At 63.7% G+C, this 26,076-nt stretch carries 19 protein-coding genes and 4 pseudogenes; 6 read left to right on the top strand and 17 right to left on the bottom strand.

Going from position 1 to position 26,076, the window contains the following annotated elements; translation table 11 throughout:
- The first annotated feature begins 130 nt into the window (after positions 1-130).
- Positions 131-1,558, top strand: coding sequence for a rifampin monooxygenase (rox, locus tag IU450_RS36725; RefSeq protein WP_195154320.1), 1,428 nt, complete (start codon positions 131-133; stop codon positions 1,556-1,558).
- Positions 1,559-1,683: 125 nt separating this feature from the next.
- On the opposite strand, the gene IU450_RS36720 is transcribed toward rox, so the two are convergent.
- Both IU450_RS36720 and IU450_RS36715 read right to left on the bottom strand, forming a co-directional pair.
- Entirely contained in the window at positions 1,684-2,445 is a 762-nt protein-coding gene (locus IU450_RS36720; RefSeq protein WP_195154319.1) for an enoyl-CoA hydratase, read from the bottom strand.
- Between the two features lie 49 nt (positions 2,446-2,494).
- On the bottom strand, positions 2,495-3,532 hold the full coding sequence (locus IU450_RS36715) for an isopenicillin N synthase family dioxygenase (RefSeq protein WP_324197957.1): 1,038 nt from the start codon (positions 3,530-3,532) through the stop codon (positions 2,495-2,497).
- A 173-nt stretch (positions 3,533-3,705) separates the two neighbouring features.
- Here IU450_RS36715 and IU450_RS36710 point away from each other — a divergent pair, with 173 nt between their 5' ends.
- Positions 3,706-4,788 carry an ABC transporter substrate-binding protein gene (locus tag IU450_RS36710; protein ID WP_228835642.1) on the top strand — a complete coding sequence of 361 codons (1,083 nt, stop codon included), beginning with the start codon at positions 3,706-3,708 and terminating at the stop codon, positions 4,786-4,788.
- Between the two features lie 72 nt (positions 4,789-4,860).
- On the opposite strand, the gene IU450_RS36705 is transcribed toward IU450_RS36710, so the two are convergent.
- From IU450_RS36705 to IU450_RS36685, 5 genes and pseudogenes are all read right to left on the bottom strand, one after another.
- Entirely contained in the window at positions 4,861-6,090 is a 1,230-nt protein-coding gene (locus tag IU450_RS36705; protein WP_195154318.1) for an MFS transporter, read from the bottom strand.
- A gap of 347 nt (positions 6,091-6,437) precedes the next feature.
- Positions 6,438-7,424, bottom strand: a complete 987-nt coding sequence (locus IU450_RS36700; RefSeq protein ID WP_195154317.1) for a glycine betaine ABC transporter substrate-binding protein — start codon at positions 7,422-7,424, stop codon at positions 6,438-6,440.
- Positions 7,421-8,158 (bottom strand): ABC transporter permease, encoded by a 738-nt coding sequence (locus IU450_RS36695; RefSeq protein ID WP_195154316.1) that lies wholly within the window; start codon positions 8,156-8,158, stop codon positions 7,421-7,423. Before IU450_RS36695 ends, IU450_RS36700 begins: the two co-directional genes overlap by 4 nt.
- A pseudogene (locus IU450_RS36690) lies at positions 8,155-8,547 on the bottom strand (ABC transporter); the annotation flags it as partial. The pseudogene IU450_RS36690 and the gene IU450_RS36695, both read right to left, overlap by 4 nt.
- A gap of 52 nt (positions 8,548-8,599) precedes the next feature.
- A complete protein-coding gene (locus IU450_RS36685; protein ID WP_195154315.1) occupies positions 8,600-9,682 on the bottom strand; it encodes a tyrosine-type recombinase/integrase in 1,083 nt (360 codons plus the stop codon).
- 2,423 nt (positions 9,683-12,105) lie between these two features.
- On the opposite strand from IU450_RS36685, the gene IU450_RS36680 reads away from it, so the two are divergent.
- Positions 12,106-12,585, top strand: coding sequence for a hypothetical protein (locus tag IU450_RS36680; RefSeq protein WP_195154314.1), 480 nt, complete (start codon positions 12,106-12,108; stop codon positions 12,583-12,585).
- Positions 12,586-12,652: 67 nt separating this feature from the next.
- Positions 12,653-13,180: a hypothetical protein gene (locus tag IU450_RS36675; RefSeq protein WP_195154313.1), complete on the top strand. Its 528-nt coding sequence runs from the start codon at positions 12,653-12,655 to the stop codon at positions 13,178-13,180.
- Between the two features lie 39 nt (positions 13,181-13,219).
- Here IU450_RS36675 and IU450_RS36670 read toward each other — a convergent pair whose 3' ends face one another.
- On the bottom strand, positions 13,220-15,973 hold the full coding sequence (locus IU450_RS36670) for a DEAD/DEAH box helicase (RefSeq protein WP_195154312.1): 2,754 nt from the start codon (positions 15,971-15,973) through the stop codon (positions 13,220-13,222).
- A 494-nt stretch (positions 15,974-16,467) separates the two neighbouring features.
- Here IU450_RS36670 and IU450_RS40785 point away from each other — a divergent pair, with 494 nt between their 5' ends.
- Positions 16,468-16,590 carry a hypothetical protein gene (locus IU450_RS40785; RefSeq protein ID WP_267470684.1) on the top strand — a complete coding sequence of 41 codons (123 nt, stop codon included), beginning with the start codon at positions 16,468-16,470 and terminating at the stop codon, positions 16,588-16,590.
- Positions 16,591-16,852: 262 nt separating this feature from the next.
- Positions 16,853-17,074: a hypothetical protein gene (locus IU450_RS36665; protein ID WP_195154311.1), complete on the top strand. Its 222-nt coding sequence runs from the start codon at positions 16,853-16,855 to the stop codon at positions 17,072-17,074.
- A 288-nt stretch (positions 17,075-17,362) separates the two neighbouring features.
- On the opposite strand, the gene IU450_RS36660 is transcribed toward IU450_RS36665, so the two are convergent.
- The 9 genes and pseudogenes from IU450_RS36660 to IU450_RS36625 all read right to left on the bottom strand — a co-directional run.
- Positions 17,363-18,610 (bottom strand): glycosyltransferase family 87 protein, encoded by a 1,248-nt coding sequence (locus IU450_RS36660; protein ID WP_195154310.1) that lies wholly within the window; start codon positions 18,608-18,610, stop codon positions 17,363-17,365.
- Between the two features lie 429 nt (positions 18,611-19,039).
- Positions 19,040-19,663: pseudogene (locus tag IU450_RS36655) on the bottom strand (IS5 family transposase); the annotation flags it as partial.
- Positions 19,645-19,836, bottom strand: a complete 192-nt coding sequence (locus IU450_RS41515) for a transposase (protein WP_416382939.1) — start codon at positions 19,834-19,836, stop codon at positions 19,645-19,647. The pseudogene IU450_RS36655 and the gene IU450_RS41515, both read right to left, overlap by 19 nt.
- 578 nt (positions 19,837-20,414) lie before the next feature.
- Positions 20,415-20,642, bottom strand: a complete 228-nt coding sequence (locus IU450_RS36650) for a ferredoxin (protein WP_195154309.1) — start codon at positions 20,640-20,642, stop codon at positions 20,415-20,417.
- A gap of 3 nt (positions 20,643-20,645) precedes the next feature.
- The gene (locus IU450_RS36645; protein WP_195154308.1) at positions 20,646-21,857 is read right to left on the bottom strand and encodes a cytochrome P450; all 1,212 of its coding nucleotides are present in this window, start codon (positions 21,855-21,857) and stop codon (positions 20,646-20,648) included.
- Positions 21,858-22,352: 495 nt separating this feature from the next.
- A pseudogene (locus IU450_RS36640) lies at positions 22,353-22,562 on the bottom strand (IS3 family transposase); the annotation flags it as partial.
- A gap of 49 nt (positions 22,563-22,611) precedes the next feature.
- The gene (locus tag IU450_RS36635) at positions 22,612-24,537 is read right to left on the bottom strand and encodes a tyrosine-type recombinase/integrase (RefSeq protein ID WP_195154307.1); all 1,926 of its coding nucleotides are present in this window, start codon (positions 24,535-24,537) and stop codon (positions 22,612-22,614) included.
- Positions 24,503-25,594: a tyrosine-type recombinase/integrase gene (locus tag IU450_RS36630; protein WP_195154306.1), complete on the bottom strand. Its 1,092-nt coding sequence runs from the start codon at positions 25,592-25,594 to the stop codon at positions 24,503-24,505. The genes IU450_RS36635 and IU450_RS36630 overlap by 35 nt, the downstream gene beginning before the upstream one ends.
- Positions 25,595-25,701: 107 nt before the next feature.
- Positions 25,702-25,947: pseudogene (locus tag IU450_RS36625) on the bottom strand (transposase); the annotation flags it as partial.
- Positions 25,948-26,076 lie beyond the last annotated feature (129 nt).

Raw genomic sequence — 26,076 nt, 5'->3', positions numbered from 1 at the left:
GGGTGCTTCGGCGGCGCATGGGTCTGGCGGGACGTCGAACCGCCGGTGGCAGTCGCGATGCGGCGCGCACGGGCGGGTGTGCGCGCCACCGGACGCACGCCGAGCAGCCGGCCGATGCGTAAGGAGTTTCATGATTGATGTGATCATCGCCGGCGGCGGACCGACCGGCTTGATGCTGGCCGGTGAGTTACGGCTGCACGGCGTGCGCACGCTGGTACTGGAGAAGCTGACCGCGCCGACCGAGGAGTCCCGCGGACAAGGTCTGCACGCGCGCAGTGTCGAGATGATGGACCAGCGCGGCCTGCTGGACCGGTTCCTCGCGGTGAGTGAGAAGTTCCGGGTGGGTGGTCTCTTCGGCGGCATCGTCAAGCCGTGGCCGGACCGGATGGACACGGCACACCCGTACGGTCTCGCCACTCCGCAGCCGGTCACCGAGCGGCTGCTCAACGAGCATGCCCTGGAACTCGGTACCGAGATCCGGCGCGGCTGCGAACTGGTCGGGCTGATCCAGGACGACGACGGGGTGACCGTCGAGACGGCGGACGGCACGCGCCTGCGCTCGCGCTACCTCGTCGGGTGCGACGGCGGTCGCAGTACGGTGCGCAGACTGCTCGGCGTCGGCTTCCCCGGTGAACCCGCCACGGTCGAGACGCTGCTGGGCGTCATGGAGCTGACCGAGGACGAGGCGAAAGTCGCCGCGATCGTCGCGGAGGTCTACCAGACCCAGAAGCGTTTCGGCGCCCAGCCCCTCGGGGACGGGCTGTACCGCGTCGTCGTGCCCGCCGATGGGGTGGCCGAGGACCGTGCGACCGCACCGACCCTCGAGGAGTTCAAGCAGCAGCTGCGGGCGGTCGCCGGCACCGACTTCGGGGCGCATTCACCGCACTGGCTGTCCCGTTTCGGCGACGCCACCCGGCAGGCGGAGCGCTACCGGGTCGGCCGGGTGCTGCTGGCAGGCGACGCGGCACACATCCACCCTCCGACCGGTGGGCAGGGGCTCAACCTCGGCATCCAGGACGCGTTCAACCTCGGCTGGAAACTGGCCGCCGAGGTCGACGGCTGGGCGCCGGAGGGGCTTCTGGACAGCTACCACGCCGAAAGGCACCCGGTGGGCGCCCGCGTACTGGAGAACACCCGCGCGCAGATCACGCTGATGGGAACCGATTCCGGTGCGACAGCGCTGCGCGAGCTGTTCTCGAGGCTGATGGACTTCGAGGAGGTGAACCGGTACGTCACCGGGCTCATCACCGCGATCGAGGTCCACTACGACTTCGGCGAGGGGCACGAACTGCTCGGCCGTCGGATGCGGGACGTGCGGCTGAAGCGCGGGCGCCTCTACGAGCTGATGCACGGCGGCCGCGGGTTGCTGCTCGACCGGACCGGCTTGCTGTCGGTGGAGGGCTGGGCAGACCGAGTCGACCACGTCATCGACGTCGGCGAGGAACTGGATGTGCCCGCGCTGTTGCTGCGACCGGACGGCCACGTGGCGTGGGTCGGCGAAGACCAGCAGGATCTGCTCACCAGCCTGCCGAAGTGGTTCGGCGCTGCCATCAGCTGAGCAGCTACCCAGACCCGGTGCCTCATCCACCCGTTCCGGTCACCCGTAGCTGGAACTTTCTGAAGTCGGAGCCGGTGCCGCTCAGGCGGCGGAGGCCGTGACGTCGGATGGCGGTGCGCTCGCGGTCAGCTGGAGCGGGTGATCTCGGCTTTCTTCGCCGCCAGGCGCGCGGCGAATTCCGGGGATTCGAGGGAGGCCACCTGCGGGACGATCTCGGCGTCGACGGCGTCGGCGTGGGCGTCGAGGTTCGCGGTGTGGCGCATGGTGCGCTTCGTGGTGATCAGCAGATCGCGCGGCGCTTCGGCGGCGCCTGCGGCGAAGTCGAGCGCGGCGGCGAGCAGTGCGTCGTGATCACCGTCGACCACCCGGTGCGCCAATCCGGCGTCGAGGGCGGCGTCGGCGTCGAGGATCTCGCCGAACAGCGTCATCGCTGCGGCTCGTTGCGGCCCGACGGCGCGCCGCAACATCCAGGTCATCCCGCCGCCGGGATGGATACCGAGCCGCAGGAACCGCGCGTCGAACCGGGCGCGGGCCCCGGCGATCCGGACATCGGCGGCCAGCGCCAGATTGAGTCCCGCGCCGACGGCGGCGCCGCCGACCGCGGCGATGGTCGGCAGTGCGCATCGCGCGACCGCGAGGAATCCGTCGTAGATCACCCGCAGGCCCTGCTCACGTGCCTCGCCGAGTGCGCTGAGATCGGCGCCCGCGCAGAACGCGGGCGGGGTTCCGGTGACGATCACCGCGTGCACGCCGGTATCGGCCTCGGCCTCGGCCACCGCGGCGGCCAATTGTTCGGACAGCGCCGGTGTCAACGCGTTCCGCCGATCCGGGTCGTGCACGGTGATCACCGCGACCTTGTCCCGCCGCTCACTGCTGATCTCCGCCATGACCGGATCGTAGGCGCAGCGAACGACCGGTGACACACGGGGATCGTGGTCACGCCCGCGGCTGCGGAACCGCACCGTCACTCGGGGTCCGCAAGACGTCACTCCACCAGCGTTCGGCGACCGCGGGATGCGAACGCAGCCAGCCGATCAACGCGTTCTCCCCGAACCGCGCCAGCAGCGGATTGCCGGCCTCGGCGCTCACACCGCGCGCTTTCGCGGCCAGCTCCGGCGGCAGCGTCAGCGGCTCGACCACCGCATCGAGCCGTGGCCCGAGGAAGAACGGCACCGAGTATCGATCCACCCCGGCGGGCGGGCTGACCACGCGATGCTTCGTCGCGGTCAGGTACCCCTGCGTCGCGATCTCCAGCATCTCGCCGATATTGAACACGAAGCTGCCCGGCACCGGCACCGCATCGATCCAGCCCTGCGGTCCCTGCACCTGCAGCCCGCCGACCTCGTCCTGTTGCAGCAGGGCGAGATACCCGTAATCCTTGTGCGCCCCGACCCCTTGATCGGAGCGTCCCACATCGCGCCCCGGATAATGGATGATCTTCACGTGCGCCGAGGCCTCGTCGTCGAACCAGGTATCGAAATACCCCTCGTCCTGCCCCAACGCAACAGCCAACGCCCGCAGTACTTCCCGGCTCACCCGCAGCGCTTCCGCCTGCCACGCCAGGGTCGCCTCCCGCAGCTGTGGCAGCGCCGTCGGCCACTGATTCGGCCCGATCAACCGCCGCCACGCCGGTTCGCCCGCCCTCACCGGCACCGCCTCCCGCTCCGGGCCGATATCGATCTGCTCCCGTCGATCCGGCGAACCCGCCGTGTACTCGTGCCCTGTGCCCGTATACCCACGGAACTGCGGCGAACGGATGTTCTCGATCTCCAGCCGCTGCTCCAGCGGTAACGCGAAGAACTGTCGCGCCACCTCGAAGATTCCGTCGGTCAGACGCTGTGGCACCCCGTGTCCGACGACGTAGAAGAACCCCACCTCGTGCGCGGCATACCGCAACTCGGTGAGAAACGCTTCCCGCTCCCGCGCGGACTTCCGAAAACGCGAGATATCGACGATCGGCAAACGGGCATGCACGAAGGGTAATTATATACGGGAAGCGCCGCCGCGTTGACCATTTGATTCCCACTGAATCAAAGGCTTCATATCTGCGCGGTATGGCGCAGTCATGCTGCTGGATGCCGGGTTTTCGGGGTGCCCGCCGCCGTCTTCGAATCTGGATGAAGACAACCATGGACGCGAAATAGCGCATGCTCAACGATCGCTGCACTGCGATGCGATGGTGCATTGCTGGTATGACGAGGGAGAGTATGAGCGTGAGAGCGCACAGCAGGTTTCTGATCGGCGCGATTGTCGCGGCAACGGTGGCGATGCTCCTGACCGCATGTGGGGGAGGGGAAGTTCGTACATCGGGCGGAGTGCCGGTCCTGCGTTATCAAGGCTGGGCCTCTCAAGTCGTCATTCCCGAGCTTGCGGAGGAACTCGGCTTCTTCGAAGGCAAACTGAAACTCGAGTGGCAGGGCAATACCATCAGCGGCCCCCAGGACATCCAATCGGCGGCGACGGGGCAGGTCGACTTCGGCGGTGCTTTCGGGGGCGCGGTGGCCAAACTCGCGCAGGGCGGAGCGCCGATCACGGCGGTGGTGAACTACTACGGCTCCGACGAGAAGACGTTCACCGGGTTCTACGTTCCCGAGAACAGCACGATCAAGACGCCGAAAGACCTGCTGGACAAGAAGATCGGGATGAATACGCTGGGCGGTCAGTCCGAGGCGGATATCCACACCGCGCTGAAGAAGAGTGGTTTCACCGATCAGCAGATCAAGTCGGTTCAGCTGGTGGTATTGCCCCCGCCGAACACCGAGGACGCCCTGCGGCGCGGGCAGATCGACGTCGCCGCCCTGAGCGGACAGTTCCAGCAGCGTGCGATCGCGAACGGCGGGCTCCGTGCGGTGTTCACCGATTACGAGCAGTTCGGTCCGTTCAACGGCGGTCAATACGTCTTCCGGAACGACTTCATCGCCAAGAACCCCGATAGCGTCTGGGCATTCGTCGACGGGGTTGCCAAGGCGATCGAATGGCAGAAGACGACTCCCCGTGAGCAGGTCATCGCGAAGTTCACCGAGATCATCGAGAAGCGGAAGCGTTCAGGTGAGGACGCTTTGTCGGTGAAGTACTGGCTGTCGGTCGGGGTGCCCGCCACCAACGGCGCGATCGTCGACGCCGATTTCCTGCGCTGGGAGGATTGGTTGCGCGACACCGGCGCGATCACCGGCGCGTTCGAACCGTCGAAGTTCTACACCAATAAATACAACACGCAGGCTTCGAAATAGTGCGTGCCCCGGATCGGGTGCCGCTCTACCGCGGCGCCCGATCCGTTCGGATCGGGCGCAGGCTCGGCTTGGTCAGCTTTCTCCGACGCGGTCGATCCGCTTCGGCCAAGGGATGTACACGGGGATGTATCGAGCCATCACCGCGGCGCCGAGCGCCGACACCCCTCCGATGGTGAGGACCGCGACGGCCAGCGGACCGATAGCCGCCAGTCCGCTGATCGCCAGCGGTCCGACGAAGAAGCCGCCGTCGTGGGTGAGCCGCCACGCGGCGAGGAACTCGGCGCGGCTGGTGACGGGCGCGATGTCGGCGCCGATGGTCATGATGACGCCGTTGCCGATTCCGTTGCCGATCCCCATGACGATCGCCGCGACACTGAGCGTGAGTACCGAATCGGTCAGTGGCACAGCGAGATACGCGACGGCCAGGATGACCAGCGACGGCACCGCGATGAATCGCCTGCCGTAGCGGTCCATCAGATGGCCGGCGGGGTAGGCGCACAGCACATCCAGGCCCGCCCCGATTCCGAAGATCAGACTGGCGGTCGCGGCGTCGACGCCGAGGTGATCGGCCCACAGCGGCAGCACGGCCTCGCGTGACGAACGCGCGGCGCCCATCAGCAATGACCCGGTGCCCAGCGTCAGCAACAGGGTGTGATGGGCTCGTGCCACTCCGATCAGGGATAGGGGTGGTTGCGGTACCGCCGACGCCGAGGTCTGCGGATCCGGCAGCCGAGCCATCAATGTTCCGGCGATCATGATGGCGATCAACTGAACGACGAATCCGCCGCGTGTGCCGAGACCGGTGATCACGGCTGCCCCGAGAAACGGGCCGACGAAGAATCCCAGCCGCATGGCCCCGCCGAACAGCGACATCGCCCGCGCTCTGCGCTCGAAAGGTATGACCTCGGACAGATAACTCATCCGGGCCAGTCCCCACACCGCATTGGACAATCCGACGATTATCAGTCCCATGCCCAATAGCGGAACTGTCGGGGTGAACAAACACAACAGCACCCCGATCGTCCCTGCGGTGCTGGCGCCGATGATGGATATTCGCTCACCGAACCGGGATACGATCTGCCCTGCCGGAATATCGCCCAGTATCTGTCCGAGCCCGACCAAAGCGACGGTCAGGCCTGCGACGGCCGACGACGCGCCCAGGTCGAGGGCGGTGAGCGCCATTACGGGTGCCGCGGCTCCCATGCCGATTCCGTACGCTGCCGCTGGTAGGTAGACAGTGAACAACAGCGGTCGCAGCGAAGTGATTTCGGCGGATATTTCGTCTTGCCGGTAAGCGGTCATGCGATTGTCCGGGTATTCACGGGAGAAACCGTGTCACGCAGTGGACTATGCGGTGAATTCATCGGACCGGAACCGGGAAGTGGGCGTCAGCAAAAATTTCACAGCCTCGTGGATCGGATGATGGGACCATTTCGCATCACTGTACGGATCCGCCGATCGTTTACGTACCGTGCAGATCGCGGTGATTCGAATTCGGTGGCCCGCACCGGCGCTGTCGTGCAACGCTTCTCGCTGAATCGGCTGCGAGAACCACGGTCACCCGGGTAATCCGTCCTCTGGTGCGGATCGGCGGCGATCGAGCGACGGAACCGGATAGGTTCCGGAGTGGAGGGACTGCTCGTCACCGCCTACTCGATGAGCTTTTCGCTCTTCAGCCATTCGTAGGCGACATCGGCGGGATCCTCTCCGTCGATGTCGACACGACCGTTCAGTTCCTGCATCAGCTCGTCGGTGAGGTGCTCGGAGATCGTCCCGAGCAGGGTCCGCAACTGCGGGTAGCGGTCGATGACGGCGCCACGGACTACCGCCGTGCCGCTGTAGGGGAGGAAGAACTTCTGGTCATCGTCGAGGACGACCAGATTCAGGTTCTTGACCCGTCCGTCGGTGGTGTAGATCATGCCGAAGTTGCACGGGGTGCCCTTGGCCGTCGCCGTGTAGACGACGCCCGCGTCCATCCGCGTGACGTTGCCGGACGGAACGCCGTTCGGAGCGTTGTAGGGGATCCCGTACTTCTGCAGCATCGGAATGAAACCGTCCGAGCGACTGAAGAATTCGTCGTCGACGCAGAACGTCCGGTCGGGGACCGGCAGCGCGGCCACGTCGGAGAGGGATCGCACCTTCAGTCGCTCGGCGTTCGGCGTCGATGCGCCGAACGCGTACGTGTCGTTGAAGTTGGCCGGCGGAAGCCACTCCAGGTCGTGGTCACGCTTCTCGATGTCGTGGACACGCTGCCAGAGCTGCTGCGGGTCCGAGATCGTCTCGGTCTGGTTGTGGTAGTTCACCCAACCGGTGCCGGTGTACTCCCAGAGCACGTCGGCGTCACCGTTGAGCTGGGCCTGGCGAGACGACGCGGAACCCGGCGCCCCGGTCAGGTCGGTGACGGCGGCGCCCGCCGCGGCCAGGTAGGTGGCGGTGATCTTGCCCAGCAGCACGCCCTCGGTGAAGCTCTTCGAGGTGACGACCAGCTTCGCACCGTCCAGCGGACGCGCACCGTCCGGCAGACGCGCGTCGTGGAACGTTCCGGACGAGCTCACCAGTCCGCACCCCGCGAGCATCGACACAGTCGCGGCGAGCGCGGAAATCAGGAGGAGCAGCCGGGCTCGTGGCGATCTCATGCGATACCTCGTGGGGTCGCGGCCAGTTCGACGAGTCGGCCGAGCCAGTCGATGATCAGCGCCAGGAGCCCGACCAGGACGGCGCCGGAGATGAGCAGCTTCGGCAGGAAGAGGGTGACGCCGGTCGTGATCAGCGTGCCGAGGCTGGTCGCGCCGATGAACGTGCTCAGCGTCGCGGTACCGACCAGGATGACCAGCGCGGTACGCACACCGTTGAGGATCACCGGCACCGCGAGCGGTAGCTCGACCTGAAGCAGCGTCCGCGCGCCCGAATAACCGATGCCCCGCGACGCCTCGATCGTGCGCTGATCGACCTGCCGAAGCCCGATGATCGTGTTCTGCAGGATCGGCAGGATCGCGTACACGACGAGACCGACGATCGCCGTGCGGAATCCGGTGCCCAACCAGAAGGTGAACAGGACGAGCAGGCCGACCGCGGGCGCGGCCTGGCCGATATTGGCGATATTGACGGCGATCGGCTCGAGCCGCTGCAACGCCGGGCGGGTCAACGCGATGCCCAGCGGAATCGCGACGACCACCACGATCACCGTGGCCACCACCGTCAGCTGGATGTGCGCGAGAATCGTGGTCTGCAAGTTGTCCCAGCCGAGGGACGCCTTCTCGGTCGGGGTGAACGTGGTCGACCGATACCAGATGACGTATCCGATCCCGATGACGAGGATGATGATCGGCTCGAACCAGACATCGATCGGGATCCGGCGCAGACGACTCATGACTGCCCGGCCGATCCGGGTTCGTCATCGGCGGCGACCACCGGCGTGGGCGCCGGATCGGTTCCGTCGATGTACGTCTCGTACGACAGGTCTTCGTCGGCGCGGCCCTCGGCGAGTTTGGCCCGGATCACCTCGGTGACCGAACCGATGCCGAGCGAGCCGATAACCGCCCCCCGCCCGTCGGTGACCAGTGCGGCACCCTGGCTGGTGGCGAGCATGGCGTCGAGCGCGTCGTTGAGGGTCGAGGAGCTCGCGACGACCGGCAACCGCCGATCGAGATAGTCGGAGACTTCCGGTTTGGTCGCCAATTCCGCGAGGGAGGGCCACGACCGCGGCCGCCCGGCCTCGTCGACTACGACGACCCAGGTGTGTCCGGCAGCCTTCGCGCGTTAGAACACCCATTCCGCAGCGAATTCGCCACAAAAGTGGGTTCATAGCGCGTTACCCTACCGTGTCGATCTCGTCGGGGTTGTGCCAACCGTTAGACGGCAGGGGGTGTCGCGCGCCGATGGGGAGTAGTGGGTGGGCCTCGCCGGTCAAGGCCACGAGCGCCTCGACGACGTCAAGCAGGCTGGCTTTGGTGTAGGTGAGGGTGGTCGGGCCCGACCCGGGCCTGTCTTGGTGGCCGGCGTAGGCGCTGGACACCGCCATTCCGAACTCTCGTTCGACGAAGGTCAGCGTCGTGTGGCGGACCCAATGCGCGGAAACCCCAACCGACGCTGCCCAAGGAAGGAATTTCCTGATGCGTTCGAAGAGATTGTTCAGGCGCGCTACTCCGACTGGTCTTCCGTCCCGGTACCGAAGAACCTGCGGTGTGGCCTCCGTGCCGCCGCGGGCTTCGATGTGCTCGAGGATCTTTTCCATCAATGTTGGCGAGACAGGTTGCCATCTGACGGTTCCCCCCTTCTCTCGAAGGCGCACAAGGCAGTCGTGGGAGTTGAGGTCACCGATGGTCAAGCTGAGCAGTCCGCCGCGGCGACAAGCGGTTTCGATCAGGATGCGGACGATCAGTGCGTCCAGTGGTCGATCGTTGCCCGTAGTCGCGGCCACACGGCCGATGTCGCGGATATGTTCGAGAGAGAGTGCGTGTCTGGGGCTTCTGGGCTGGCGCGCTTTTCTGACTTTCGCGGCCGGGTTGTCGAGTGGGTGAATCAACCTGTCGAGTTCGGCGTGGCGGTAAAGCTTGCGGATTGCTGATACCAAGCTCGCCGCGGCGCCGACGCCGCCCCGGGAATTCGATCGTCCGGCAGCACCCGCGCGTACCCGGTGCTCGCTGACGAGTTGTTCGATCTCGGTGTACGTCGGCTCGGTGATGGGTCTATCACCCCACCTCTGCACGAGGATCTTCCAATAGGATCCGTAGTTCTTGAGAGTCTTCTCCGATGCCGAGGCCGACACCTGTGCAATGTACTCCTCGAAAGTCGGTACAGAACCTTGCCGCGTCGACTCATCGAGCAGGTCTTCGAGCTTCAACCCCAGTCTGGAGATCAAATGCAGCGCCGTACTGACGTCTTCAGAAGTCACTGAGGCTCCCATGCATTGGGTCGGAACTGTGAGATAGCCGCAGCCACCAGCGGCGTGGTGTACACGACGAGCCGCTGTAGAGTAAGGGACGCTAGAAGTAAGAGCCGGTCACCAGGCTGCATGCCACAGGCGTGACGGATGTTCGCCGGAATGTGGATGTAGCCAGTTGGGCCGACTGCCCAGCGACCGTCGTCGGCAGGGTGCACGACTGCGAGTTGGTCTTGGTGCTGGATTGTTACTGGCTGGCCTGGATGCCAGTCGAGCTTCCTGATGGCCGATCTATCGCTGACGCGGCCGCGTTGATCGATGGTTGCTGTTGCACAGTGTGCCACCCCGACCAGTGTCTCGATGATCGTGGTGGGGTAGTGAAAGGGGATGCCAGCAAACTGTACGACTCGCGGACGCGCACCGTAGAGGTCATCGAATCCCATGACCGATTCATCCTGAGGTCGCAGCGTCGGTCGATGATGCCTGACCGAATTCAATGCTGCTTTCTCGCAATGCGGTGCCCGGGCGGTAGAGGGGGCAGGTGTGGGATACTCTGGCTGCGCCTGGCTCATTGATCATCACTCACTGGCAAGCTCAACGACGTGCCGAATCGGAGCGACTGGGGGGATTGGCCGCCGCCGCGCGTCCGGGGCGTATGAGAGCAGTTCGCCATCGGATGACACGGAGAAGAGACAAAGATGGCTGGCAGGTGCCGGAAGGGCAGATCCGGCCGTGGACGCGGTCTGCCCCTCTAGTAGTGTGCCGGTTTTCCTGCACCGCGGCACCATAAGGTGCGCCCGCGATGACTGCATTCGCTTGTGCAAGTTTCGACTACCTCGGTGTCAATCGGGCAGCGCTGTGTCCGTTCAACATGACATGCGTCAGGCTGCTTGGCGATGTTTGCCGGCAACAACGTTCCTCTGTGCTGGTGTTGGGGTGTGTTGTCGGCACCGGCTGATTGCTTCCCAAGCATCCATTCGTGGCCGGTGGTAGTCAAGGGTTTTAGCAGGTACACCGTGGGTGACCTTTTCGGTAATCCACCCAGCATGGGTGCCTTTTTCGGAGCGTCACGCCAGTTCGGTGCGTGACAGCCCGACAGCGACTAGGCGAGTGGGCACCGGGTCTCGTGGTGGGTAACTGGGCTATGTGGTAATCAACCGAGATCCTCAGGCACTGGGCCGTTCGGCTGATGACTGAGCGAGGGAGTCGCGGGGGCAGCTGAAAATTGTCTGGCCAGCGAGTGGGCCGTGAGCTGGCTGGGCGGGAAGCGGGCGTAGGTGTGTCCGGATCGTAGGTGTCGTATTGGACGGATTCGGATTTTTAGATTCTGACGGTTGTATCGTCGATGGTCTCCGGTAGATCGTTTTCCCTAGTCTTGCAAAGCGTGGTTATTTGGCGTAATCTCCGCAGACTTCAGCGAATCTGGTGGTGCTGGCGGAATGGCGGAGAATGCATCCGCCGAAGAGTGGAACCTGTATGCGCTTGAATCGCACCCATAGCCTGCGCAGCTTGACGATGGCGCACGGCAAATCCGTGGAGGACCGCTGCGAGGTGATTTGAGCGGTAGGCTTCACAGGTTGCCGCAGAGCAAATTGAACGTCTGACGTACTCCTACTGCGAGGTCATATTTAGTATCCTCCGAGGAGCGGCCGGAGTTAATTGTCTACAACATCTCCTACCGCGAGAACGATAAGGTTCAGAGTGTTTCCAAGGACTGCTCTAAGACATCGCGCCTGGTGGGGCGAACCAGCAAGAGTGGAAGTGTTCCCCATACTGCAGTCGGTACCCAAGAAATCCACACGCACAATGAGTATTATCGTTCTGATGCTCAATCAGCCCGACTCCCAAAGATTCGGAAAGCCATCGATGACCTGTCCGGCGCCGACCTGCGCTCCACCTCATGGGTTCAGCACCTCCTGCCGGGCTCCCCCTGCGGCCACGCTTGGCGAGTTCATAGTGCACCGTCGATGTGGTGATGTGGACGGGCGGATGTCGACGAGCCAGGACGGCAGATTGACCTTTCGTAGACGCGAGCGCCGCACTCCTTGCCACTCACACGCTGGATGGCCCTCCGCCGCTAAGGCTGTTTCCCGATCCTGCCCGTGATTGGGGGCTATCGGCGCTGCGGCTCCTTAACCACGAGGAGGGAAACTGCACCGCGATCAGCACGAAGCGTCTGGGATAGATTGATCACGACAGGCCGACTCTGGGGTCGGGAGCGCATTCGTGCGCACCCCGCCCGGCGGTGCGCCAGGCGGCATCGCGATGTTGGACCGGATGCAACGATGTCAGGGGTAGCCGGTATCTTAGGCGGCACATTGGATTTCCAGCTCCGAAGGAACGTTAGGAACACCCTGGACATGAGTAGGTACTCCGTAGTGATCGAGCCATGCGGGCCGCATCGTGACGGCGCTGACCGGGGCCATAGTGTGACGATGTATGTGGAAGTCGGTCGGCCGGGGCCTCGTGTTACCGCCTTATCTGTCTCGTCGAGTGATCCGAACGGTTTGACATCGGCAAACTTTCCTGACATCGATCTTGCGGCCGTTGTCGAGGCGTTGGCATCGCGTTTCTTGGTGCAAAAAGGGCGACAACAATTAAAATTGTCTGACAACAGATCGGAATCGTCGCCTGCCGGTTATCATGAAGTGGATTCTGTAGAACTCGTCAAGGCGGTCGATGATTACGAAGAAAGTAGAAGTGCCGGAAGTCGGAGGGCTGAGCTGGTTGATTCCGCAGAGCCTGCTGCGGGAAGAGCGTATAGGAAGATGCCCGATGCCGACGAATTACGCGAGAACTTTCACAAGATCGGCACTGTGACAGGTTTGGCCAGACACTACAACGTGCCACGTCACACGGCTCAGGGTTGGGTCGGGCGGCTGAGGAAACTCACGACCGCACCGGAGAACGTGTGACCGTGGTTGGTGTTGGGGGTAAGTATTGTTGCGACGAGCTGAATCGAGAGACGTGGGAAACTCGTACGTGATAAGTATCACGGGTACGGATACCGGCGACGTCCTGGCGACGGCCACCGTAGAAGTGGACGAGAAAGGCGCTCGGATCACCAGTGTGTACGCTGAGGTCGGCAATAGTGCCGTAGTTCCACCGCAGCTGGGGGCGATCGACTTTTCGCTCCTGGTGCGTACGGCCTCGATGCTATCGGCGGGGACGGATGCGGGCTCGCCGCCTGATACCAGTACGAACCTTTCGCCCGATAACCAACAGGAGCAGGCGCCGACAGTCGTTTTAGAGCCGACAGCTGTTGACCAAGGGGATGCGCGGCAACAGGCCGTCGCACCTGCTCACGTCGTTAGAGACGGCCATGCTCGGAAGTCCGATATGCCTTCGGATTTCGGCGTCACCTATTGGCGATTGGGTAGCGTCGCCAAGGTTGCCAAGCATTACGATGTTCCACATCATATTGCGCATGACTGGATCAAACAATTGCAGCAAGACGGAAGACTTGCGAATCCGTGGCCGAAGAAGCGGGTGCGATCCTTTCGCGGATAATGGGACGCTGGCATCTGTATGTGAGCGGTTATGCGCTTGCTAAACCAGTGATGGTGCAGGATCCGCTATACTCCGAAATTGGCTGTACTCACTGAGCCAGCCGGTAGCATGGTAGTCTCCGCGTCTAGTGAACACAGCTGATCCCTGTTTATGTGACCCGTCTTTCGGAGTAGTTGCTTTTGCTCGACCGTTCGATACGGCCACGGCGGTGTAACTGGTTCCGGACCAGGTGGTAAGTGTAGCGGATGTGGTACAGGTCAGAGATGCCTGATCGCCGTCGCTTATGAGAGTCGAACTGGTGGCTCGGTCGCGCAGTAGCGTGGCGTAGTCGGATTGGTTGAGGCGACAGGCGTGTGGTCGTCCGGTCTCGGCCCAGTCCGGGTTGGTGATGCCCCGATCGGTGGCCGCATTCCACAGGGTAGGCACGACGTCTTCCGCGTGGATGGGGGTGGCCATCTGTTCGCACATCCAGAGCAGTCGTCCGGCGCCGCGGGGCGGGTTGCAGCGTCGCCACCGGATACGTTTGCTCAAGTCGGCGGCGACAATAGCGATCCAGGGATGTATCGTTCCGAGGAACCCCTGGCAGCTAAGCCAGTGTAGATAGCGGGGTGCTTCTTCGAGGACGGGATACATCGTAGAGTAAGGGATTCCGGCGATCGTGCGAGCGGTGCGACGAAACGCCAAGGGAGAGTTAGCGACCGCCAGTATGGCGGCACACGCCAGATCTCCGTGGGTGTAAGCGGTCGGCGAGCCCGTTTCTGATCGGTATGCCGGGCGGGCGGGGAGGTCTTCGGCGATTCCTCGTGCCAGTTTCAGAGCGACCGCGCGGGGCTTGAGGTCCTCACTGATGGCCGCTCGTGCAAGGTTCGGCACGACGGTGGCGAGATTCTCGATCAGTATGGTTTCGGCTTCGTCGGCGGATTCGGGTACGTCGACGCCGCTCAGCGTGATGCGGAGTTGATGGCAGACTTCGGGGGACACCATCAATCGGGCTGTGAGCAGACCGAGTTCGGTGGGACGGAGCCTGATTTTGCCCTCGGCATCGTGGATTCGGTCGACGAACGCCCAGTCGGCGAGCTGGCCGATTGCCTGGCGGACGGACGTCGCATTGTGATTGCCCTGGTGATGAGCCAGCGTCTGCGCATACCATCGTTCGGCATCGTGCATGGAGCAGACGCTCTCCTGGATGGTCTCGGCGAGCACGTGCTCGGCTAGGTTCGTATGGATTTGAGAGTTCACCCGGAAGCCAGCCAGGAGTTTGCGCTGCCAGATCGCGCGCTCGGTCTCGTCGACGAGGAGAAATGCCCAGCCGTGTCTCTCGCCAGCGCCGACGCGGCCGGCGCGGCCGAACATCTGCTGGACGGTGGCCACGTCGATGCCCTTGAGACCGACCTCGGTGTCCTGCACTACAACTGCGCGGGCAGGCATGTTCACGCCGGCGGCGACCGTCGATGTCGCTACGAGGACGTCCAGCTCGCGTGCGCGGAAAGCAGTCTCGGCTTCGCGTTTGTGCTCCCAGCCCTTGTAATGCAGGCCAACCCGTGCGTCCCGGCAGACACGGTACACCATGTCGACGTCGTCTGGGTTGACACCAAAGACGTTCGCGCCGCGGGAGGCTGCGATGATCAAGGCAGTGCGGCGCACGTTACGTTTACTTCCGCAGAACACCAGCACACTGCCGTTGTCGGCGGTGACCATGCTGACGATTGTCCCGGTCAGTCGGGCTTTGGCGGCCTCGACCAGGCTCCAGTCGGCATGGTTGGCGACCGTGGGCAGTTGCCAGGTGAGCTGGGTGGGCCGCCATGCCACGCGGACGGTGCGGGCGTGCAACCAGGTCGCGAGCTGATCGGCGTTGGCGACCGTGGCGGACAGTCCGACGATGCGGATCGGTGAGTTGCCGCCGCGGACGCGGGCGAGAATCGCTTCGAGGATCGAGCCGCGGCTCGGATCGCCAAGTAGGTGGATTTCATCGACGATCAGGCAACCGACTTCGTTGAGCGCTTCGCGCAAGGTCGACGTCCGGCTGATGGCCTCGAATTTTTCGGTGGTTGTTACCCATAGGTCGGCGGCGCGGATACGTTGGGCGTCGACCTTGTACTCGCCGGACAGCCGCTCGACACACAGGCCGCGGCTACGCCAGTTGTCCAGTTCGCGGTTCAGCTCCTCGGTCAGTGACCGCTGGGGCACCAGCCAAGCGGCTTTACGGCCCTGTTCTAGCACGGTCCGCAGGACTGCGACCATGCCGATCACGGTCTTGCCGGCACCAGTGGGTGCGACGATAATCAGGTGGTCGTCGCCGCCGATGACGTGCGGGATCGCTTCAGCTTGGGCCGGGTTCATGACCGAGTGCGGGAGAAACCGGAACCATTGCGGTGGGACGAGTTGCTCAACCGGAACGGGCTGGATGCAGCCGCCCTCGGCAGGGGTGTGGTTGTGCCACATGAGTTCGAACCCATCACGTGCGGCTTCGGCGCCAGCTCCCTCCAACGGGCGCCATGGCCTGGATGCCGGGGAAGCCAGCCCGTGCTGGCCAACGAAAACAACCAGTCGTCCTTGGAAATTCACATTGCTGATGGTTTCCTGCTCCAGCAGGTAGCCGACTTCGCGAAACGGGATCTGATCGGCACGAAGCCTCTCCTTCAAGCCGCTGAACCGCTCAGCGGTCGGAAGTAGCACCCGCACATCGGTGCCTGGAGGATACGCAGGAATCGATGTGTCGGGGTCAGAAACCTTCAACCAGAGAATAAGAGGCCGTGGTGCGGCAGCGTCCGACACGTCACTAGTGATCTGCATGGGCCCGATCGTGACCTCCTACGCCGGGTCACACCGGGCACCACTGAGGAGCCAGGCATGACGATTTTGGTCGACCCGGCCACCCTATCCGACGGCTGTGACAACGTTCCGGTCAGCTTGAACTCCCAACTGCACCAACGGCGTTCGCGCGACGACTAGTACTTAGGCCCTTGGAGCTACTGGCCACTGCGACAACTCAAGGAAAGTGTCACTCTCACCGCCCTTCGATTAGATGGTATGAGGTCCTCTGGTGGCAGGTGTGTTCTATCGGGCGGAACCGCGGCGGGGCGCGCGGGCGTATCTGACAGGGTTGCTGGCGCCCGTGAAACGGAAGAACCCCTGGCAGTTGGCCGAAGCTGCCGATGTCGTGAGTCTGTATGGGTGTCAGGACCTGTCGAATCGTGCTCGTTGGGACGTCCGGTGACCTGGGTGATCTTTCGCGTTCGTAAGCGCCGAGGCGCTGGCCTGCCCTGGTCATCGAGGAGACCGGATTCGTGAAGAAGAACCTGAAACCGGCCGGGCTGCAGGGCCTCAACTACTCCGGCACGGCGGGCACGTGGAGCAGAGTCAACCAGAGCGTTGCTTGCCTGGAAATCATTGCTGCCAGAGACTTCTAACGAAACCGTGCCTGGCGGAGGCGATTATCGGCCGCAGCCTCGATGCCGGTGTAGTCGCTGGTTGGTGACCTCACATGCCGCCTACGGCCGAGACAGCAAATTCGGGCCTTGTGCGGAGGTCGCCGCCTCTCCTACGTACTTGAGGTCCCGGTCCGGGCGGCCCGTCGCCGACCTCCACGGCCGCTGCCGTGTCGATTTCCCTTTCGGCCCTGCACCCGTCAGGTCCGGCCGTGCAGCCGTCAACGCATGGCACACGATATCGGTGGGAACTGGCGAACGCGAATACGACTGGGCCTGGGGCCATTCGTCGCCGTTCGGTGATCTGCCGGGCCGGTTCGTGCGCTGGCACGACGCAATCTCGACAACCTACCGATATCGCGAACTATCTGCGTTTCACTCCAGCGCCGTGGATCACGAGCAGGTTGTGGCCATCGCGGACGCCAGGTGGTCGGTCGAGGAATGCCTCCAGGTCAACAAGGGCTAGTGCGGACTTGACCACTATCAGGTCCGCAAATGGCACCCGTAGTACCAGCACATCCCTGGCCATGCTCGCCCATCCCCCTCGCCGTCACCGCAGCCACCAACCGACCCAAAAGCGTATGCGGGCAGGGCCGAACCACCGTCGCAGATATCTACCGTGTCCTGGCGATTATGCTTCAACCCTGACCTCGCCCACCCCTCGCCTGCCGCTGGAGACGACAGCGCCGGGCCCGCCTCCAGCATCTTCGCCATCAGCGCAATGATTATGGCACAACGAAATGCAACTATCGCGCTAGGTGCCAACTTGTTGTGTCTCGGCGCGTGACGAGCTCTCCACAGACTCGATAGGGATTCCGGAATGTAGCTGACCCTTCCGGCGCGCATTTAGGTAACGGTCGCCGAGTACGCAGAAAGTTACGATTAGAAGCAGACTCCACCCGAGGGGAACCCGTAGATACTCCAGGTCGCGCCCCAGGCTCGGCCAACGATCCAGCAGCCACTTTTCGTACGACATGAATCCGTAAATCGCCAACCAGGCAGGCCAATTTCGCAATACTGAATTGCGTAGAACGACGGTCATTAGAAAGGGCAGAAGAAACATCGAATAGTACATCTGGCCGAGTGAGCCGATCAGCCACGAAGCGGCAAGTAATACGCCGGAACTCGTGCAGACGAAGAACAAGTCATCGTTTAGATAGTGTCGATAGAGTATCCACAGAGTGATGGCGACTAATGTCGCCATTGCGATCTGCAATAGCAAAGTGAGCCAGTCTGCCACTCCATAGTATAAGGCGGTTCCGCCGATAGAGCTGTTGAAGTAGTCGCGGGGCTTTGATAGATATCGCAGCGTATTAGTGATGAATGCTTCTGGGTCTGCTGATAGCGGCCAAGCCACGCATGTAAGCAAAACAGGAACGCCGAGCGCCGTTACTGACACTTTCCACTGCCTGCGGGCCAGTGGTATTAGTAGCAGAACGCCCGGAGTGATCTTCACGGCGATCATGAGCCCCAGGGCTGTGCCGGCACGAAGGTCTCGGCCCTGCAATAGCCACCGTATGAACAAGACCTCGGCCAGCAGCAAGCAGCCGTTGATATTGGTAAACACCAGCGTGTTGGTTACCGACTCCGACAGAAACATTGCTCCCAGTAGGACCGGCGCAGCTATAGAAGAAAGGGAAAAGTCGAAAAGCGCCAACAACAGATGCCACGCAGTGATGATCGCGGCAGCATTTAATATGATGAATAGCCATCGCGACTCTGGTAAGTCGATTATTGCTAATGGTGCAATGAGTAGTGTCCCGCTTGGCGGATAGAGGTAGTGTGGATCAACGAAATTGAGATCTTCCCCGTAGACTGGCAGATGGTTAAGGAATGCCTTCGATGCTTCGTATACTGGTTGAAAGTCATCTGTAACGTATCCAATAGCAGCTTTGATGAAGACACGATCCGCTACAGTCAAGACTGCGAAGGGCCACAGGATGACCCTTATTACCTGGGCAGCGGTAGGCGCTGTTCGGCGCTCGAACTGGCGAAAGGACACCAGGGTACGTTACACGATCCGTCGTAGGGGGTCATGGAAGGACCGTCGGGCCTGCCAGACGTCGGGACGCAGCCGATGTGGTCGTGGCCTGCCCGCGAGAATGAGACCGCTCGGTATATGAGACCGGTGGCCTTGGGAGGGCTGAGGGGCCCTGGGGGATCACGGCTGGACGGAAACGGCAGCCCGCGGAGGAGACCGTGCGGGAATCTACGCTGTGCGGACGAGTTTGCTGCGGCGGACAGGTCTGGCAGGAAATCGCCGCCGAGTTAAAAGTGTCGGCGTCTACGTTCTGCAACTGCCGCCGGTACGGCGGGATCGACACCGACGCGGCGAAAGAGCGCAAGGAGCTTGTGGGAGCCGTACGCCCGGCGCAAGCGGCTGCTGGCGGAGGCGGGAGACTTCGAACGGGGCTAGGACCTGTCCTGTAATTCATCGCAACCAGAGCACGATCGCAGCGATGGTGAGTTCTGCCTGGTAGTAGCCGGCGCGTTTGGCGTAACGGGTGGCCAGGCCACGGAACTGTTTGAGCCGGTTGAAGCAGCGTTCGACCACGTTGCGTTGCTTGTAGACCTCGGGGTCGAACGTCGGTGGCCGACCACCGGCCGAGCCCCGCGCGGTGCGGCGAGCGATTTGATCATCGCGTTCGGGACCGACGAACCGCACCCGCCGTCGCCGCAGCGCGGCCCGTGTCGAGGGGTGGGAGTAGCCCTTGTCCGCGATCACCACATCCGGCCGCATGCGTGGCCGGCCGAGCCCGGCACGTGCCACGCTGATCCCGTCCAGCAGCGGCAGGATCTGCGGGTTGTCCCCGGCTTGACCGCCGGTGATCAGCACCCGCATCGGCAGGCCACGGCCATCGACAGCGAGGTGAATCTTGGTACTCAGCCCACCTCGGGACCGTCCGAGTGCTTCTCCGGCGACGCCGACGGTGCCCCCTTTTTCCGGGCGCCGGCAGCATGCTGATGGGGCCCGCACCACGCTCGAATCGACCGAGACGATCCATTCGACCTCGCCGATCGAGTCGTCTTTGACGATTACTTCGTCGAGGATCTTCTGCCAGGTCCCATCAGCGGTCCAGGTCCGTAGCCGCTCGTGCGCGGTTTTCCAGGGCCGTAGCGTTCGGGCAGGTCACGCCATGGTGCGCCGGTGCGTAGTTTCCACAGGATCGCGTTGATCACCTGACGGTGATCACGCCACCGCCGTCCACGTCCCGAGACCGGCAGCATGGGCTCGATCCGAGCCCATGCCTTATCGGTCAATTCACCACGACCAACCACACCTGACAGCTAACACCAACCACCACAACGAATTACAGGACAGGCCCTAGTTAGCGATCGATGGCTTGCTCAGCGCGGCACCGCATCCCTGTGGAAGATTAATGCAGGAACGTATCGTAGAGCCGAGTGCCCCGAGATCACAGCGAGAATGTGTCGCGACCGATACATTCTTCCGTGTCGGACGCGGACACCCCCCATCCAGTTCTGTGAGCCCCGGCTGACGGTCGAGCAGGTTCCAGCGCGTCGCGCAGCTTGACCGCGACGCCCGGTAACCGGCTGAGCCGTCGCTGTTGATCCAGGAATCCTGCTGACCGTATACGCCTATAATTGCGGCGCGGCAGAGCTGGCCGAACGCCTGGCCGACCTGGACGCGAGTTGCAGGAACCGGTACCAGCCCCTCGTCGCGCGCAGAGTACTCGCGCAGCACCTTATTCGACCGACGCTCCCCGACGCGGACATTTGCATCCAGCTCTGTGAGATCGATGGCACCAGGCCGACCGCGCACTCGACGATTAGGCCGACCGTCACTATTCCGGGGCGACGATGACTCCGGTGCCCGCCGTGCGCACCAGAATTGCCTCCACGGCGCAAGATTCAGCGGCAGCCAAGACGGTGTCATCCGGGGCGACGAGCTTCGAACGCGGGCTGGAACGGTCGTCTACCATCGTGAAGTACGCCCCGGCCGTAGCTATACACACGCCTGAGCCCATACACCTTGCCCGGTCGACCTCGATACGCCACTGCTGATCGGCCATTGGTTACCAGCTTACCGGCAGTGCCTGCGGCCCGCGCATCATTAACCCAGTCTTCCAGGGAATTTCCGTCATTGGCACGGCCAGCCGCAATCGCGGGAACCGACGCAGCAACGCCCCCAGCGCGACCTGCAGCTCCAGCCGGGCCAGCGGCGCTCCGATGCAGTAATGAGCACCATGGCTGAAGGCCATATGTGGGTTGTCCTTACGGGTAAGGTCCAGCGCCTCCGGCGTGGTAAACACAGCCTCGTCCCGGTTGCCGGACTGAGGATGAACCAGCACCGCTTCGCCCGCCCGCACGGTAATGCCGCCCAGCTGAACGTCCTCAGTGGCTACCCTGGCGAACGAGACGCCGGAGAAGAGCTGTACGTAGCGCAGCAGTTCCTCCACCGCTCCGGGTAGCAGTTCGGGTCGGCTGCAGAGCAATTCCCACTGCCCAGGTTCGGTGAGCAGCACATAGGTGAAGTTGGCGATCTGGTTCGCAGTAGTTTCGTGACCAGCAATGAGCAGGCCGATACCGAGGTTCACCAGCTCGTCCTCGCTGAGCTGGTCCTCGTTGTCGCGCGCGGCGACCAACGCGCCGAGCAGATCGTCCGCCGGGCGTTCCCGGCGCTCCGCCACCTTTTCGGCGAGGTATGTCTCAAGCGCGACGCGCCCGGCGTCGATCTCGGCAGGCGAGTGTGCGGTGGTGGATAGTACGGTTTCGGAGAAATCCCGGAAGCGGTGTTGATCCCGCTCGGGGACGCCGAGCAGCTCGCAGATTATGGTGACAGGCAGAGGTAACGCGAGCTGCTGCACCAGATCGGCCGGCGGTCCGGTCCGCACCATCTCGGCGAGCCGCTGATCGACGATGTGTTGCGCACGCGGACGCAGCTGCTCGACGCGGCGGCCGGTGAACGCCTTGGTGACCAGTCGGCGCACCCGGGTGTGCTCCGGTGGGTCCATGCTTACCAAGCCCAGCAGCCCATCCGAGCGCGGCGGAGACGGCAACATACGCGGAATGTCTTCGCGATCGACCGTCGCAGCCCGGCTGAAGCGGGGATCGGACAGCACCTGCTTGATGTCGGCGTAGCGAGTAGCCAGCCAGCCCTCGCCCCCGTAGGGCAGTTGGACACGGACGATCGGCTCCTCCTGACGCAGCGTCGCATAGAGGGGGTCGATCTCAAGGCGGACTGGTGTGCCGAAGGGGAATCTGCGTACCTCAGTGCGCGCGGTCATGCAATCTCCCCTCGACGAGCGCATCAGCGTTCTAAGCAATGCGTACGAGGTTCGATCCTAGCCACCTCGCACTGCTGTGGTCAACGACGAATTGTTCTGGGGCCGTGCAACGTTCACACCGCTTGGCTAACACTCCCGGGCTGCCGCCAGCACCGCGAGGGTGAGCGAGCCGATCAGTTTTGGGCACGCTACGCGCCAATGCCACTTAGCGTGTGTCACTGATCCGTCGACTTATCTAGTGGCAGCGGTTTCGGGGTCGGGGTCAGCTGCCCCGTAGCGTGCCGCAGGAGACCGAGCGGGTTGACTCGTGAACCGTCTGTCGCCCTTGCGGTTGACTTGCCCGTGATGGGTCCACCCACCCGGTCTCCGTTCACGGTCTGACTCGACAGAGGTGTGACGACAAGCTGCTGTGAGTGGTTCTTGAAGTCGACATGTCGGCCGTGGATTCCCCACCCGGGACTGCCCCGAGTTCGGTTGACTCGCGGGTGTGGTGTTTCAGGCCGCAAGCGCGGGCTGGTTTATTGTCTCGCACTCGATCGGCGTCAGGCGGCCGAGTGTGCGTTGCCGCCGTTTTCGGTGGTAGGTCTTCTCGATCCAGACCACGATCGCCAACCGCAGTTCGGCCCGGGTTGCCCAGCGCTGCCGGTCGAGAACATTCTTCTGTAGGAGCGCGAAGAACGACTCCATCGCTGCGTTGTCACCACATTATCCGGCTAATCAGGGCTGATCTTGTTCCGCTGGCGGTGTTTCGCGGTTATCCGGCTGATTTCTGGATGTCGGTGATGGCGGCGTCGAGTCGGGCGATGAGTTTGTGGTGGCGGTCGGCTTCGGTGATCCAGCCGCGGCGTTGGGCGTCGTCGGCGAGTTTCTGGGCGTCGGTGCGTTGGGCGGCGAGGATGGGCAGGTAGGTGGGGTCGGTGCGGAAGTTCGGGCAGTGTTCGCAGATGTTGGCGTAGGGGCAGGCGCCCTGGGCGGGTGCGCGCAGGCAGAATCCGCCTGCCAGACGGGATTTCAGTGCCGGGGTGTCGGTCCAGTCCTTGCCGCCGGTGATGTCGGCCAGGGGCAGGGCTTTGGTGCCGGCGGGTGTGGTGGGCAGGGCGGCGAGGTGGTCTTTGGCGAGGGTGAGGGCGCGTTCGTATTCGGTGCGGACGGTGGTGTCGAACAGTTTTCCGTAGCGCAGGCTCATCTGGGCGGACACGTGTCCGAGCAACGCCATCAGCGATTGCAGGGAGACACCGGCGTTGACCAGGGCGGTGGCATAGGTGTGGCGCAGCTGGTGCGGAGTGACGTGGCCGATCCTGGCGACCGTGGCGGCGCGGTCGAGCTCGTTGCGGACGGCTTGTTGAGACAGCCGGCCGCCGTGGCGGGTGAACAGGAACTGGGCTGGCTTCCCGGTCCGTGGGTGCGGTAATGGTCGTCCAGGACTGCGGATTTCGATGATCCGGTCGATCAGTTCGATGGTTTCGTTGTCGAGGGGGACCATGCGTTCGGTGTCGAGTTTGCCGAGCGGGACTTTCAGCCAGGCTCCCTCTGCGGGAATCTCGTGGAGGCAGTCGAGTTCGAGGTCGAGCAGTTCCCCGATCCGCAGTCCGCAGGCGCGTGCGAGCAGCAACGCGGAGGCGGCGAGTTCGTGGTCGCTGGCCTGCAGGGCGTCGGTGAGGCGGCGGTCGGCATCGAGGGGTATGTAGCGTGGCAGCGGGCGCGGCAGACGGGGGATGTCGTTGCGGAACAACAGTTTCCGCTTCGGTGCGTCGTTCCATCCCCATTCGGTGATCTCGGTGAGGAAGGTGTTGACCGCGACGACGCGGCGGGCGTGGTCGGCGACGCCGATAGGTTCGCCGGTCTTGGTGCTGACCGCGTCGACCAGGCTGGCCAGCCAGGGTTCGATGTGGCGGCGGCGGTCCAGTTGCGACAGCCGAGCCAGGGTGGGATCGAGATCGGTGAGGAACCGCCCGAACCCGGTCAGGCGGGTGGCCATGCTGGAGACGGTGTGGCGGGTGCAGGTGCCGCGTTTGGCGTTGAGGTAGTCGATCATCGCCTCGGCGATCGCCGGGGTGATGCCGTCGAGACGGACCGCGAAGTCCCAGGGACCGCCGCGGCGAGGCGGTTCGGGCAGGATGCCGAGGTGGAACAGCACCAAATGTGTGTTGGCCAGTGCGGCCTTGTAGTGGTGCCAGCCTTTGCCGGTGCGGTCTTGGCGGTCGCGGCAGGCGTCGGCGAACTCGTTGAGATCGCCGGTGGTGAGTTGGTGCAGGCGGCGGCCGGTCTGGATCAGCAGCCGCGCCGGCGCCTGCGAGCCGGTGGCCGTGCGGACCCGTTGACTGAATCCGAGTTCTCTTGCGGCGGTGAGGTATCGAGCGAGATCGCCTCCGATCGGGGAGGCGTCGATCTCGCGCCAGAGGCTGGAGATCTTGCGTTCCAACAGATAGTCGTAGCCGGGCCGCAACCAGCCGTGAAGCATCAAAAACGTGATGAACGGTCGCGTCGAGGAATTCGCCGAGCACCGCAGCTCGAGCGGCTCATCGGCCCAGTCTTGCGGGTCGGGCCAGCGTTGCAGGAATGTGCGGGCCGAGCTGTAGTAGGGCGAGCTGCCGCGGCCGGTGCGCGCCAGTTCGGCCAGGTAGGTGTGGTAGATGTCGTCGGCGTCAGACCTGGCGGCGAAGACGTGCGCGTGCGGCATCGAATTCCTCCTTCACCCGCTTCGGTGCCAGATGGATGTAGCGGGCGGTGGTGTCGACATGGGTGTGCCCGAGCAGTGCTTGCATGACCGACAGATCGACCCCGGCCTCGGCCAGCGCGGTGCCGAACGAATGCCGCAACGCGTGTGGATGTCCGGCGGTGACACCGGACAGTTGCCGGTGATAGCGGAAGATCGTCCGCAACCCGGCCGGGGTGAGCGGCTGCCCTCGGTGCGGGCCCTTCGCGACCAGGAACAAACGCGCCGAGCCTGATTCGGGTCGCTCGGCCAGCAGATAGCCCTGGATCACGCGGGCCAGGTCGCTGTCGAGCGGGACGGCGCGTTCCTTGGCGCCCTTGCCCCAGACCCGGATCCAGCCGCGACCGATGTCGACATCTGCGACGTCGAGGGCCAGCACCTCGCACGACCGCAACCCGCAATACAGCATCAGCCCGGCGATCGCGCGGTCGCGCCAGGTCCGCAGACTCGCCAGCAACCGTGCCGCCTCCGACACCGCCAACGGCCTCGGCAGCCGTCGCGGTTCCCGCAGTCGCAGTGCCGATCGCGGTCGCGGCTTACGCACCAGATGCGCCAGCAGTCCGGTCTTCTCACCTGGCACAAACCGTTGCGCTTCACGGCCTTTCGGCACCGGACTCGTCAGTGCCGGGTCGCGCATCGCGCGGAACGCGAACAACCCCGACACCGCCACCAGCCGCCGGTTCACCGTCGCCGCCGCATATCCGTCCAGCCGCCGGCCCGCCAGGTCCACCACGTTCGGACCCGGCCGCCCCGGTAAACGCGCCGCCCGGCACACGGCCAAAAACCGCAGCAGCACCGACGTGGTCACATCGTCGACCCCGAATCCTTCACCGAGCAGCCACCGGCCGAACATCACCAGATCGAATCCATAGGCCCGCACTGTTTTCGGTGAATAGTTGCGATCAGCCAGATAACCCAGATACTCGTCGATCACCCGCAGCCCGTCGGCACCCGGTCCGGCCAGATACCACCGGCCACCATCCTGTTCCAGGCGCAGTCGATCACGGTTGTCCGTGCTCATGCCCGACAGGTCTACTCCGGGTTAGCCGACACGCGAACACACGAATCGCCGAAGGCCTCCGAACCCCCCTTGACCAGGGAAATAGGTGGATATTAGCCGGATAAGGGGCACGCGCCGACTCGGCCCATTGACCCTCGTAACCCGTTGACCGACAACGCATTGACGAATTTCCGAGAGCGGAACTGACTGCCCCTGTCCGAATGCACGATCGTCGCGGTCGGCGAGCGGAACGCGACCGCGTGACGCAGCGCCGAGGTCGCCAGCGACGCTTTCATCCGGGAATCGATCGAATAGCCGACGATCCGGTTGGAGAACACGTCCTTGATCGCACATAGATAGAGCTTGCCCTCGCTGGCTTGGATTCCAGTAGTCGTTGCAACGCTGCTGGAAGGTGGTGGCGTTGGCTGGTCGGAAGTATTCGAAGGAGCAGCGGGAGTTGTTCTTCGATCTGCTGGATCGTGGAGGCAGTGTCAGGGCCGCGG

It is taken from the genome of Nocardia abscessus (genome assembly GCF_015477775.1).
GTDB classification, from domain to species: Bacteria; Actinomycetota; Actinomycetes; order Mycobacteriales; family Mycobacteriaceae; genus Nocardia; species Nocardia abscessus_A.
Note: the sequence above shows the minus strand (reverse complement) of the source record. Positions and strands in the feature narration are given on the sequence as shown.